The sequence below is a fragment of the Rhizobium sp. AAP43 genome (assembly GCF_001296045.1).
Taxonomy (GTDB): domain Bacteria; phylum Pseudomonadota; class Alphaproteobacteria; order Rhizobiales; family Rhizobiaceae; genus Allorhizobium.
The window spans coordinates 201,278-214,150 of the sequence record NZ_LJHS01000004.1 but is presented as its reverse complement, the minus strand read 5'-3'; the positions used below and the strand labels follow the sequence as shown (position 1 = coordinate 214,150).

The window sequence follows — 12,873 nt, the reverse complement described above, 5'->3', positions numbered from 1 at the left end:
ACTTGCACTCACATCTTCAGGCCCATGGAAACAACGCTCTACCTGCCCGTCAAAACCTTCCTTGAGGAGGCAGGCTACACCGTCAAGGGCGAGATCGGCGGTTGTGATCTCGTCGGATTGAGCGACGAAGATCCGCCAGTGGTGGTCATCTGCGAGCTGAAGCTGACCTTCAATCTCGAACTGATCCTGCAGGCGGTCGACCGCGCGGCAGTCGCGGACGAGGTGTGGATTGCGGCGCGCGTTTCGGCCAGGGGCCGGGGCCGCGAGAGCGACAAGCGCTACCGCGATCTCTGCCGCAGGCTCGGGATCGGCATGCTTTCCGTTTCCGATCAGGGTATCGTCAGCGTCCTCGTCGGATCGGTCACGCCGATGCCCAGGACCAATCCGAAACGGCGCTCCCGGCTGATGCGCGAGCATCAGAAGCGCAAGGGCGATCCGGCCGTTGGCGGCAGCACGCGGACACCGCTGATGACGGCTTACCGGCAGCAGGCGCTGGGCTGCGCTTCGGCGCTGGCCTCGGGTCCGCTCAAGGTCAAGGAGATCAGGGCGCACGTTCCCGATGCTGCGAAGATCTTGCAGGGCAATGTCTATGGCTGGTTTGAACGCGTTGAACGGGGTGTCTATGCGCTGACGCCGGCGGGGCACGAGGCGCTGGGGCGATGGCAGCTCCCCGCCCCTCTCCCCATCACGCCTTCCGCGTGAACAGGATCACCGCAAACAGCAGCACGCCGGCGAAGGTGACCAGCGAAGAGATTGCGACGACGGGTTCAAGCGCCGGGTTGCCGGTGAGCATCAGGAAGAGCGAGGGGCCCATCACCAGAATGCCCAGCGTATAGAGCATGTACTGGATCTTCGCGATGCGGCTTGCGGCCTGGACCGGGTTTAGCGCGTAATAGATGCCGAAGATCGCCATGGTGACCCAGCCGAGCAGATTGATATGGGCGTGCGCGCCGGTGGCCTCGAACTGGTGTGTGATCGACATGTAGATGCCGACGCAGATACCCGCGATCAGGAACAGGATCGCGGTCCGGAAATACCAGACGGATAGTTGTGGCATGTTGGTCTCCCCCCAAATAGCTGGGGTCAGAATAGCACTGGCATCGCGGCGCGCAAGCAATCTGATCTTTGTCAAACCGGGGTACAGCGCCCCCCTGACCAAGGATTTGCCCGCCCTCACCCCATCGCATCCGCCAAACTCGTCGAGAGCAGCACGGCGCGGGTTTTCATCGGCGATGCGGGCCAAGACGCGGCGGACTTCGCAGTCCGTCTCGCCGTCGCATTCCTCTCAGGGGCGGTAGGCGGTGAGCGAGAGACAGGGCAAGGGCGCACGTACCTGATGCTGCCAAGATCTTGCAGGGCCATGTATAAGGCTGGTTCGAGCGGATCGACCGCAGGCGTCTACGCGATGACACCGGAGGGGCATGAGGCCCTGGGGCGGTGGCAGCCAGCGTGACCCGTGCGCCAGCACTATCACCCATTCGCCGAGAATGGTGGATGGGGGGTGTGAGGGGGCCGCCCAAACCAGCGGCCTCATCCGTTCGGCCTCTTTCCCCACGCTTTCCGGGGAGACAGGGGCACTGCGTGAGCGGCCCGGCCCGGCCCGATCAGTAAGCCGTCCATCCGCCGTCGGTCGCGTATATTCCGCCGGTAAAGTTGGATGCCTCGTCAGAGAGCAGAAACAGCATCATGCCAATCTGCTCCCCGACAGTCGCGGGCCGGTGATTCTTATCGGTATAGGCGAGGATGCTGTCGATCTTCAGGCGCCCCATGACCGGCCCAGAGGTCGCCTTTGCCGAAAGAGCCACCAGTTCGCCGGCCCGCGCGACCATCGGCGTATCGGTCGCTGCCATGTTGACCGAATTCACCCGAATCCCGTAGGGCGCGTAATCAATCGCAGCGTTGCGCGTGAGACCGGTGACGGCATGTTTGCTGGCGACATAGGCTGGATTGCCGGCGAGCCCCGTCATGCCGGCAATCGATCCGACATTGACGATCGCGCCGCCGCTGCCCTGGCTGATCAGTTGCTTGAGCTCAGCCCTCATGCAGTAGAACATGCCTGTCGCATTGGTCTTGAAGACATTCTCCCAATAGGCATCGCTCGCTTCGTGGATGCGGGCAAAGATCAGGTCGCGCTGCTTTTCGAAATTGATCGGGTCGCCGGAATAGACGCCGTCCATCACGCCGGCATTGTTGAGCGCACCATCGAGCTTGCCGAAGGTCGACACCGCTGTTGCGACCGCCTTCTCGGCGACGGCCGGATCGCCGACATCGCCCAGGACGAAAACTGATTTGCCGCCGCCCGCCAGGATCGCCTCATGGGTCTCCTCGCCCAGATCCTTGATCCAGTCGACACCGACAACATTGGCACCTTCACGCGCCAGACGGATCGCAGCCGCCTGGCCCATGCCGCGAGCGCAGCCTGTCACGATGAAGGTTCTGCCGGCAAAGCGGCTGGAAATGAAGAAATCTGGGTCGACAGGCTTGATGTCGACGACCGCATTGCCTTCCGGTCGTCCGGCCGCCTGTTGAGCACTGGCCTTGGTCTCTACCACACCGTCGACCGTCGCCGTAGCGGCGACAGCCCCGGCTGCAAGCGTTATTCCCTTCAGCAAATCGCGTCTGTCCATGTCATGTCCTCCCGTACAGAAAGATGGATTCAAAATGCAATGCGCAGAAATGCCATGGCGCTCCACCACGGATCGAGATCGCCAGAGGCAGCCTGTTTGGCGGCTTCGCCCGGGAATGTTGCTGCAACATGGGCCTGAACCATCATCTGTTGAGAGATGAACCATTTGCCCGTGAGATTGGCTTCATAGCCGAGTTGCTCCGAGCCAAGGAAAGACAGTGCCGGATTGCCGCCCAGATTGGTTCCGCTGTCGGCCGTGAAGATCCAGAATTGCGGCACCAGCTCCACCTTCGGGCTTGGCCGGAGGCGCAATTGGATGCGATGGGTCACAAGATTGCTGTCCTGAAACAGCTTGAAGTGGTTGATGCCCTGGACCCACTGCTCGCCGTTGCCACCCGAGAGCAAAGGGTCCCAGCGTTCGAAGCGTGACGTTGCCGGGTCGTCCCCGGAGAACTGCGCGTAGCGATAACTGATCAGCGGCGTCCAGGGGATCTCCTGAAACTGATAGCCGACCTCGCCTGCTATCGCTGTCGCATACATGTCGAAATTGTCGTTTCGCTGAACGGCAAATTCTGCATCGGCAAAGAACTGCCCATCCGGCTGCTTCCAATTCAACCGCGCATCGTAGACCTGAAGTCCGTCGCGACCGAGCGTGGCGGACACCGGGTCAGGCGGCGTGAGAGCGAAATAGGAATAGTCGGATTCGAGCACCTTGATGAAGGAGCCGGCGAGATTGAAGCCCAGGCCGAGATCTGTTTCCAGGTTGATCCCTGCCATGCGTGTCTGCGAGTCGACCACTGGCAGCTCGTCCGGGTCGAGATAGAAGGCTTCCGCCAACGTGTTGTTGTAGCGCAATTGCCCCAGGACCAGCATGTCGGCTGCCCAGCGCGGATTGGATTGGAGCGCGGCCCTTTCGTCTCCGTTGGACGCCGTGTTGCCAATGATCATGCTGTCGCCGATCGCATAGCGCTTGCGTCCGGCCGAGACGTTCCACAGCAAGCGATCGCCTGCCTCCGAAGTCTGGCCCCCGACCAGTCCGAGATAGGCATCTTCGACCCCGATGTGATAGCGGCTCTCGTCTGTAAACAATTCGGTTCCGGCTGACCCACTGAGGATGCCGCTGAGCCCGCCATAGGCATAGATATTCTCGCCCAGTGGCGTCAGTCCGTAGATGCCGGAGTGAATGAACCCCTCCGCCCACGCGCTTGCACCTTCATCCGCCATCTCCCCGGAGGCGAGCGGATTGCCGGCCAGAAACAGATCCGGTCGGCCATACCAGGCATTGGCATTGCCGTAGATCATGCTCAACGTCTCGAGCTTTCCGACGATCACAGTCCCTTCCCTGTCGAAGAGCACCGGCAAATCGCTTCTCTCACCCGTCAGAAGATAGCCCCGGTCCTCGCGCAACACCTTCTCGCCGAGCGAGGCCTTCACCGTGACAACGAGACCGCCAGTTTGACCGGGCAAAACGTCGAGCTGGGCATCCGCGATTGCAGCCTGCCGTGCGGCGCGGGAAACCCCCAGATTTGCCTCGCTTCGATTGAACGGTTTGCCCGGGAAGATATTGATGTTGCGTCGGACAAGGTCGGTGACGCGCTGGTTCACCTGCGGATCGGCCGATGGATTGAGAATCGAAATCTCAACCTTCTCAACAATTTGCCCATCATCAGAGCCGACCGCTTGCGCCAGTGCATCGCTCTGGGTTGAGAGCAACGCGCCCAAGAGGGTCAGGCACCGCACGCCGGACATGCCGCCTTGGTAAAAAGAGGAGATCCAAGGCGGCCGGATCCGGCTCGATGAAGTTCCCCCAGTCACTCCCTGATCCAGCATCATTCGTCCTCGGCAAATGAAGCTCAACCATCGATAGAAACCCCCATCTTGTCAATTATCGCTCATCGGAAAATTCCGACCGGCGACGGATTGAATGAAGATTGGTCAAAGAAACGCAGCTGCGCAGTGAAAATGAGTGATAATAAGTGACATCCGACGTGAAGCGTCCGAGTATCACTCCATCGCATCCGCCAAACTCGTCGAGAGCAGCACGGCGCGCGTTTCATCCGCTACGCGGGAAAAGACGCGGCGGACTTCGCAATCGGTCTCGCCGTCGCAATCCTCGCAGGCGCGGTAGGCGGTGAGCGAGAGGCAGGGCAAGGGGGCGACCGGGCCATCGATCAGGCGCAGCACCTCGCCATAGGTGATGTCACCGGCTGGGCGGGCCAGCAGATAGCCGCCCTGCTTGCCACGGCGGCTTTCGACCATGCCGGCTCGCTTGAGGTCGAGCATGATCTGTTCGAGGAATTTCTTCGGGATCTTCTGCCGCTCGGCGATCTCGGGAATCTGCACCGTCAGGCCCGGTTCGGCACGGGCAAGAAGGCTGAGCGCCCGCAGCGCATATTTGGCTTTCTGCGTGATCATCGATTTCACCGTCCCGGCGACGGAGCCTGCATGATAGCCCCTGATCAGGCTTAGCATCCGGCATTCCGCGCGGCTTTGGCCATAACGCAGATCGGCCGGGTGTTCAAACGCGCTTGGGCAACACGCGGCAGGAATTGCCGCGTTTTTTACCGGTGAGAGAGATATTTGCTCAGAGCGCGCGTCTCAGTGAAAGCTGATTGCTGTCTTCGCAGCCCGCCTTGCCCGATAATGACGAAAAGCAGCAGGAAGACCCGATGACCCTCCACAGCCCAGAGCAATTTGCCAGTGCGCTTGACGCGCGGCTCGCATCCGCGAATTTGAGCGAACGTCTGCGTATCGTCGCCGCCGAAGAGGGCCGCGCCGTGTTTACCACCTCGCTCGGTATCGAAGACCAGGTAATCACGGCAGCGATCGGGCTTGCCGGTCTGCCGATCGATGTCTCGACGCTGGAGACCGGCCGCCTGTTCAAGGAAACGGTCGATCTCATCGCCGAGACCGAGGAGCGCTTCGGCATCACCATCCAGCGCTTTCATCCACACCAGGACGACATCGACGCCTATGCGGCGAAGTATGGCCTGAACGGTTTTTACGAAAGCGTCGAAGCGCGCCATGCCTGCTGTCATGTGCGCAAGCTTGTTCCTCTGGCGGAGGCGCTCACCGGCGCCCGCTTCTGGATCACGGGCTTGCGCCGCTCCCAGTCCGGCAACCGCGCTGCCACGCCGTTTGCCGAATATGATGCCGAGCGCAACCTGATCAAGGTGAACCCGCTGGCCGACTGGTCGATCGAGGACATCAACAGCTTTGTCGAGGCGGAAAGCGTGCCGACCAATCCGCTGCACAAGCGCGGATACCCCTCGATCGGTTGCGAACCCTGCACACGCGCCATCAAGCCGGGCGAGCCCGAGCGCGCCGGCCGCTGGTGGTGGGAGAATGACGAGAAGCGGGAATGCGGATTGCATGTGCCGGAGGCGGCCAGTTCCGCGATCCCGACACCGGCCTGAGTTGAGACTTTAGAATTCACCCCCCTCTGTCACTTCGTGACATCTCCCCCACAAGGGGGTAGAGCGGGACGCCAGCCACTCGCCTCCCTGCCTGGACTGGGCGCTCGGGAAGCGGATTTCGGTCTCCCCCCGTGTGGGGGAGATGCCGGCAGGCAGAGGGGGGTGCCACGAAATGCCATCGTCGATGGCCATCAAGGCAGACAGAGACCATGCACACACACACATCCGAATTCGATCCGCATTCCAAGGATCCCGTCAGCAAGCCGCCGCTCGATCCGCATCTCAAGGCGCTCGAGAATGAGGCGATCTATATCTTCCGCGAAGTGGCTGCCGAGTTTGAAAAGCCGGTGATGCTCTATTCGATCGGCAAGGACTCGTCCGTCCTGCTGCATTTGGCGCGCAAGGCCTTCTTCCCCGGTCGCGTGCCCTTCCCGCTGCTGCACATCGACACGGGCTGGAAGTTCCCGGAAATGATCGCGTTTCGCGATGCGACGGCGGAGAAGTTCGATCTCGACCTGATCGTGCACACCAATCCGCGCGGCAAGGAAGAAGGCATCGGCCCGTTCAGCCATGGCTCGTCCTATCATACCGACGTGATGAAGACGGAAGCGCTGCGCCAGGCGCTCGACGCCGGCAAGTATGACGCGGCCTTCGGCGGCGCGCGCCGCGACGAGGAAGCATCCCGCGCGAAGGAGCGCATCTACTCCTTCCGCACGCCCGACCACAAATGGGACCCGCGCAACCAGCGCCCGGAGCTCTGGAACATCTATAACGGCATGATCCGCCGCGGTGAGAGCGTGCGCGCCTTCCCGCTGTCGAACTGGACCGAAGTCGACATCTGGCGCTACATCCAGGCCGAAAACATCGAGCTGCCGCCGCTCTATTATGCCAAGAACCAGAAGTATGTGGAACGCGACGGCATGCTGATGTGGGCGGAAGATCCGCGCTTTGAAGCGCTTCCGGGCGAACAGATCCAGGAAGGCATGCTGCGCTTCCGCACGCTGGGCTGCTGGCCGCTGACCGGCGGCATCCGGTCCCATGCGACCACGCTGGATGCGGTGATCGCCGAACTCGAAATCGCCACCGTCTCCGAACGCCAGGGCCGCGCCATCGACCGCGACCAGGCCGGATCGATGGAAAAGAAGAAGCGCGAAGGATATTTCTGAGATGACCGCAGCTGCCAACACCGCCCTCGTCTCCGAGGCACCGCACACCGAAGCCGCCCCCGTCATCCGCGACTCGCGTCCGCTGCGCCTGATCACCTGCGGCTCCGTCGATGACGGCAAGTCGACGCTGATCGGCCGCCTGCTCTGGGATACCAAGGCCGTCAAGGAAGACCAGGCCGCGACCCTGCGCCGCGATAGCGGTCAGCAGAACGATCTCGGCCTGCCGGATTTCGCGCTTCTGCTCGACGGTCTTCAGGCAGAACGCGAACAGGGCATCACCATCGATGTCGCCTATCGCTATTTCGCCACCGATCGCCGCTCCTTCATCGTTGCCGACACGCCCGGGCACGAGCAGTATACCCGCAATATGGCGACCGGCGCCTCGACGGCGGATCTGGCGATCCTGCTCGTCGATGCGCGTGCCGGCCTGCTTGAACAGACCCGTCGCCATGCCACCATCGCATCGCTGATGGGCATCAAGCAGTTTGTGCTGGCTGTGAACAAGTTCGACCTCGTGTCTTACGACCGCGCCGTCTTCGATCAGATCAGCCATGATTTCAAGGAACTGGCGCTGACACTGGGCGTGCGCCAGGTCACCGCCATCCCGATGTCGGCACTGAAGGGCGAGAACGTCGTTTATTCCGGCAAGGCCGAAATGCCTTGGTATGAAGGCCCGACGCTGGTCGAGACGCTGGAGCTTGCAACTTTGCGCTCTGGCCAGTCGACCGGCTTCCGCCTGCCGGTGCAGCGCGTGTCGCGTCCGGGCGAAAGCTTCCGCGGCTATCAGGGCACGGTTGCCGGGGGGGCGGTGAAGCCAGGCGACAGCGTCGCCATTCTGCCGTCCGGCCAGATTGCCAACGTCAAGCAGATCGTGACCTTCGACCTCGTGCGCAACGCAGCCGTTTCCGGCGATGCGATCACGCTGGTGCTTGACCGCCAGGTGGATGTGGCGCGCGGCGACATGATCGTCTCGCTCGATGCCCAGCCGCAGACGGGCCTGGCCTTCGACGCCCAGCTCGTGGCACTGCAGCCTGATGGCATCGTGCCGGGCAAGCGCTACTGGCTGAAGGCCGGCTCGCGCCGCCAGCGCGTCCAGGTGGAGCCAGTGCAGCAGCTGGACCTCAAGACCGGCAAGTGGCAGCCGAGCGAAATGCTGCAGATGAATGCGATCGGCAAGGTGCATCTCTCCTTCGATGAGACGGCGATCTTTGATCCTTACGAGCTGAACCGCGGCACCGGCGCCTTCATCCTGATCGATCCGGACACCAACAATACGGTGGCCGGTGGCATGATCTCGGCCAAGCGCACGGAGATTGGCGGGCTGAACAGCCATGACGGACGGGTCATCCTGTCCTTGCCGGCCGATCTCGCCGAGCAGTTGCTGGCAACCGAGCTTCTCGCCAGCCGCCGCGACGAAGTGGAAACCCGCCGCGTGACGACAGCGGCGGCCCGCCAGTTGCTGGACGAGATCGACGGCTGAACGCTGTTACCGCACCATCCAGCCCCGCGCTGAACATCAACCGCCCGTTTCCCGACGGGCGGTTGACTGTTTTCATGCCACCAGAGAAACTTTCTCCTTAACTACATCAATTTTTGCTAATATCCTGCCAAAGGAGTCTTTCGGGAGAATCGGGTGGCGGTTGATCGTCCAGATCCGGACAGGTCCTTGCTGGGTCTTTCAGAGGTGCTGGCCATTGCGGGCATCAGCAAGCTTGTGCTGCATGCCTGGGAGCGCCGCTATGGACTTGCTCCGGCAGGGCGAAGCGACACCGGGCTTCGCTTTTACACACGCGCCCAGGCTGAACATTTACGCTTGCTGAAGGCCTGCTGCGACGCCGGCTATCGGATCGGAACACTGATATCACTGTCATCGGACGAATTGATGCGGATCGAGGAGGATCATGCTGCGAAGCTGAGCCTCGTCACCCTTCTCGAAGCGATACAGGCGCTGGATGGCGAAGCATTGCAGGAGGCACTGTCGGCACGGGCGGCAAGCGAAGGGCCAGACCGCTTCGTGCGGCGCACGGCATTGCCCCTCTTGAGAGAGGTCGGTCTGCTCTGGTCCATGGGCTCCGTGACGCCAGCGGCCGAACATCTCGCGACATTCAAGATCAAACGCATTCTCGGCCGGATGCTGGATGACTGCCCACCCCCTTTGGCCGATGCGCCACGGCTGATCGCAACCACGCCGGAAGGCCAGCAGCATGAAGTCGGCGCACTCGTTGCGGCCCTGATGGCACGCATGGAAGGCTGCAATGTTCTTTATCTGGGGCCGGACCTTCCCGTTGAAGACATTGCCTTCGCTGTCCGCTCCCGACAGGCGGACATCGTCTGCCTCAGTGCGCTGACCGGAAAGCGTCGCGTGCTTGAAAGCCAATTGCGCGACCTGCTTTCAGCTCTGCCGCCAAAGACGGAAATCTGGCTTGGCGGGCCGGCCTATTCCACCATGCCGTCGATGGACCGCCTGCGCGTTTTTGCCGATCTCGACACGTTTGTCCCCGCGCTTCGAATGGCAAAAAAGCCCGCCGCCCAGATCGGTTGATCTCCGAAGCCCTTCCCCCAGGCCTCTCTTCCGCACATCCGCGACGGTGCCCGTCTGGCATGGTGCTGGCATGGCCACCCCATATACAAGATTGCGCTATTTTAGGGATTTATTTATTTCCTGTCGATATGTCTTGTTTTTCTAATTCACGCGCGCAGCCGTGAAAACTGCCGTGGTTTTCTTTCTGGGGGGATAGAATGGGACTCGCCGACTTCGTGAACGCCAAAGCCGCCGCCAAGACACTTGCGCTTGAAGCGCTTCAGGCCAATGTGATGGTTGCGGATGCCAAACTGAACATCACCTACATGAATCCAGCGGTGATCGATCTGCTGAAAGAGGCCGAATCCGACCTCAAGAAGGAATTGCCGAAGTTCAGTGTGGCGAGCCTGATCGGCAGCAATATCGACGTGTTCCACAAGAACCCTTCGCATCAGCGCAACATGCTGGCAGCGCTCAAGAACCGCCACAGCGCGACGATCACCGTCGGCAATCGTGTCTTCGATCTGCTCGTCACGCCGCTCAAGCAGGGGGCAAAGACCGTCGGTTTCGTCGTGGAATGGGCCGATGCAAAAGCCAGACTTCTCAATGTCGACTATGCCGCCCAGATTGCCGCCATCAGCCGCTCGCAAGCCATCATCGAGTTCGATATCAACGGACAGATCATGGGCGCCAACGAAAACTTCCTTGCGCTGATGGAATATGACAATAGCGAAATCGTCGGCCGGCACCACAGCATGTTCGTCGACAAGGCATTTGCGTCTTCCGAGGAATACAAGGCGTTCTGGACCGCGCTCCGCGAAGGTCGCTACCAGGCCGCCGAGTTCAAACGGCTGACGAAAACCGGCCGCGAGGTGATCATCTCGGCATCCTATAATCCGATCCTCGACATTCACGGCAAGGTGGTCAAAGTCGTCAAGTTCGCCACCGATGTGACCGCACGCGTCAACACGGTGTCGTCGTTGGGCGACGCGCTGAAGCGGCTTTGTTCCGGGGACTTCAGCTTCCAGCTCACCGTTCCCTTTGCCCAGGAATTCGAATTCCTCCGGCATGATCTCAACCGCTCGGTCACACAGTTGCGCGACACCTTCCGCGAGATATCGAGCAGTGTCGACATCATCAGCCAGGGCACGCGTGAGATTAGCCAGGGCATTGGCGACCTGTCTCAACGCACCGAAAGCCAGGCGGCAAGTCTGGAGGAAACGGCTGCAGCGCTTGAAGAGATTACCGCCAATGTTACCTCTTCCGCCCAGCGCGCGCAGGAAGCGCGTACCGTCGCAGGCTCCGCCAAGGCAAACGCCGAGCAGTCCGGAGATGTTGTCGCTCACGCTGTCGAGGCCATGAGCCGCATCGAGGATTCCTCTTCGAAGATCTCCAACATCATCGGCGTGATCGATGAAATCGCGTTCCAGACCAACCTTCTGGCACTAAACGCCGGTGTTGAGGCGGCCCGCGCGGGCGAAGCCGGGCGGGGATTTGCCGTGGTCGCGCAGGAAGTTCGAGAATTGGCGCAGCGCTCGGCCAAGGCGGCGAAGGAGATCAAGGATCTGATCCAGAATTCGGCAACCGAGGTTTCGACGGGGGTCAAACTGGTCAGCGATACCGGGGGCGCCTTGCGCAAGATCAGCGCGTTTATCGTCGAGATCAATGACCATGTCGTTTCGATTTCCACGGCGGCGCGCGAACAATCGACCGGACTTCTTGAAGTCAACACCTCGGTAAACGGCATGGATCAGACCACCCAGCAGAATGCCGCTATGGTCGAGGAAAGCAGTGCGGCCGCGTCCACCCTCTCCTCGGAAACACAGAAGCTGCTGGGCATGATCGGGCAGTTCAACCTGGGTAGCCAAAGCATGGCAACCGATTGGCGGAGCCGGGCTGCGTGAGGATAGCGGATTGTCTTGTCGCCGATGGTGCGACAGGCCTTGCGGCAGGCTCTCTGGACGAGCGCGCACCAATGGAGATGCGCGGAACCTGCCGAAAGTCAATCTGAGCGGGGCGTCCGCGCGGTTGACTGCCGCTCGACGAGCTGGAAGCCGAGATCGACCTTGGCCGGCGGCGGGTTGGTCGATCCGCCGGCACGAATGAGCATATCAATGGCGCGGTAGCCGATCTCGTAGCGCGGCAGGCGAACGGAGGTGATAGACGGAAAGGCGGCACCGGCGAGATCCAGATCGTTGAAGCCACAAATGCCGAATTGCTCCGGCACGGCTATGCCGCGCCGCTGGCATTCGAACAGCACGCCGAGCGCCAGATCATCATTGTGACAGAAGGCGGCGTCGGCATCCGGATGTTCGGCAAGCAACCGGGCAAGCAGCTGTGTGCCGAGCGAGACGCTGGTGTGGCCGTCAACCGCCAGCACCAGGGCGGGGTCAAACAGACCGGCCTCCGTCAAAACGCTGCGATAGCCTTCAAGACGACGGCGCGCACGCACATCCCAACGACCACCGACCATGGCGATCCGGCGATAGCCCTTGGCGACCAGATGGCGCGTGGCCACTTCGGCCGCCTTGCGATGATCGATACCGATGGCCATATCGGCCGGCTCATCGCCGAGATCCATGACTTCGACCAGCGGACAGGGTGCGTTGGCCAGCAATTGGCTGACGGCCTCACCATGTTCGGTGCCGACATAGATGATGCCCGCGGGGTTTTGCGAATAGAAGTAACGCAGCTGTCGAGCCTCATCGGCACTGTCATGGCCGGGATTGGCATACTGGATGCGCAGGTCGGTGGAACGCACCCGATCCTCGATGCCGCGCATCAGCGCCATGAAGGCATAATTGGTTAGTCCCGGTGACATCACGCCGACGAAGCCGCTGTTCTTGCTGGCCAGCGCGCGGGCGGCAAGATCGGGAACGTAGCCCAGTCGCTCGACCGTTTCGAGGATTGTTTCGCGCAGATGCGGCGAGACCTTTTCAGGTTCACGCAGAGCCCGCGAGACCGTGATCGCGCTGACACCGGCTGCTGCTGCAACATCCGACAGCGTTATCTTTTCCTGGCGCTGGCGCCGGCGTCGCGTTCCGGATTTCATGGCTGCCCCACTGCCTCATCACAACCAGAAATAGCGTCACTGAACGCAACGAAGCCGCTATCCCTATGTGTCCCCCAGAGAATTTCTAGACC

At 61.4% G+C, this 12,873-nt stretch carries 11 protein-coding genes; 6 read left to right on the top strand and 5 right to left on the bottom strand.

Going from position 1 to position 12,873, the window contains the following annotated elements; genetic code table 11:
- Window positions 1-24: 24 nt before the first annotated feature.
- A complete protein-coding gene (locus tag IP76_RS03055) occupies window positions 25-702 on the top strand; it encodes a DUF2161 domain-containing phosphodiesterase (protein ID WP_054156699.1) in 678 nt (225 codons plus the stop codon).
- Here IP76_RS03055 and IP76_RS03050 read toward each other — a convergent pair.
- The 4 genes from IP76_RS03050 to IP76_RS03035 form a co-directional block, all read right to left on the bottom strand.
- Window positions 686-1,057: a hypothetical protein gene (locus IP76_RS03050; RefSeq protein WP_054156698.1), complete on the bottom strand. Its 372-nt coding sequence runs from the start codon at window positions 1,055-1,057 to the stop codon at window positions 686-688. The two genes, IP76_RS03055 and IP76_RS03050, sit on opposite strands and share 17 nt — an antisense overlap.
- Window positions 1,058-1,604: 547 nt before the next feature.
- Window positions 1,605-2,627 carry an SDR family NAD(P)-dependent oxidoreductase gene (locus IP76_RS03045; RefSeq protein ID WP_054156697.1) on the bottom strand — a complete coding sequence of 341 codons (1,023 nt, stop codon included), beginning with the start codon at window positions 2,625-2,627 and terminating at the stop codon, window positions 1,605-1,607.
- Window positions 2,628-2,656: 29 nt separating this feature from the next.
- Entirely contained in the window at window positions 2,657-4,375 is a 1,719-nt protein-coding gene (locus tag IP76_RS03040; protein ID WP_054156696.1) for an alginate export family protein, read from the bottom strand.
- A 255-nt stretch (window positions 4,376-4,630) separates the two neighbouring features.
- Complete coding sequence (locus tag IP76_RS03035; RefSeq protein WP_054156814.1) at window positions 4,631-5,041, bottom strand: Rrf2 family transcriptional regulator; 411 nt, start codon at window positions 5,039-5,041, stop codon at window positions 4,631-4,633.
- 254 nt (window positions 5,042-5,295) lie between these two features.
- On the opposite strand from IP76_RS03035, the gene IP76_RS03030 reads away from it, so the two are divergent.
- From IP76_RS03030 to IP76_RS03010, 5 genes are all read left to right on the top strand, one after another.
- Window positions 5,296-6,042, top strand: a complete 747-nt coding sequence (locus tag IP76_RS03030) for a phosphoadenylyl-sulfate reductase (protein ID WP_054156813.1) — start codon at window positions 5,296-5,298, stop codon at window positions 6,040-6,042.
- Window positions 6,043-6,251: 209 nt separating this feature from the next.
- Window positions 6,252-7,208, top strand: a complete 957-nt coding sequence (gene cysD / locus IP76_RS03025) for a sulfate adenylyltransferase subunit CysD (RefSeq protein ID WP_054156695.1) — start codon at window positions 6,252-6,254, stop codon at window positions 7,206-7,208.
- A gap of 1 nt (window position 7,209) precedes the next feature.
- The gene (gene cysN / locus IP76_RS03020) at window positions 7,210-8,688 is read left to right on the top strand and encodes a sulfate adenylyltransferase subunit CysN (RefSeq protein WP_054156694.1); all 1,479 of its coding nucleotides are present in this window, start codon (window positions 7,210-7,212) and stop codon (window positions 8,686-8,688) included.
- Window positions 8,689-8,841: 153 nt separating this feature from the next.
- Complete coding sequence (locus tag IP76_RS03015; RefSeq protein WP_054156693.1) at window positions 8,842-9,750, top strand: cobalamin-dependent protein; 909 nt, start codon at window positions 8,842-8,844, stop codon at window positions 9,748-9,750.
- A gap of 197 nt (window positions 9,751-9,947) precedes the next feature.
- Complete coding sequence (locus IP76_RS03010; protein ID WP_054156692.1) at window positions 9,948-11,633, top strand: methyl-accepting chemotaxis protein; 1,686 nt, start codon at window positions 9,948-9,950, stop codon at window positions 11,631-11,633.
- Between the two features lie 98 nt (window positions 11,634-11,731).
- On the opposite strand, the gene IP76_RS03005 is transcribed toward IP76_RS03010, so the two are convergent.
- Window positions 11,732-12,781: a LacI family DNA-binding transcriptional regulator gene (locus tag IP76_RS03005; protein WP_054156691.1), complete on the bottom strand. Its 1,050-nt coding sequence runs from the start codon at window positions 12,779-12,781 to the stop codon at window positions 11,732-11,734.
- Window positions 12,782-12,873 lie beyond the last annotated feature (92 nt).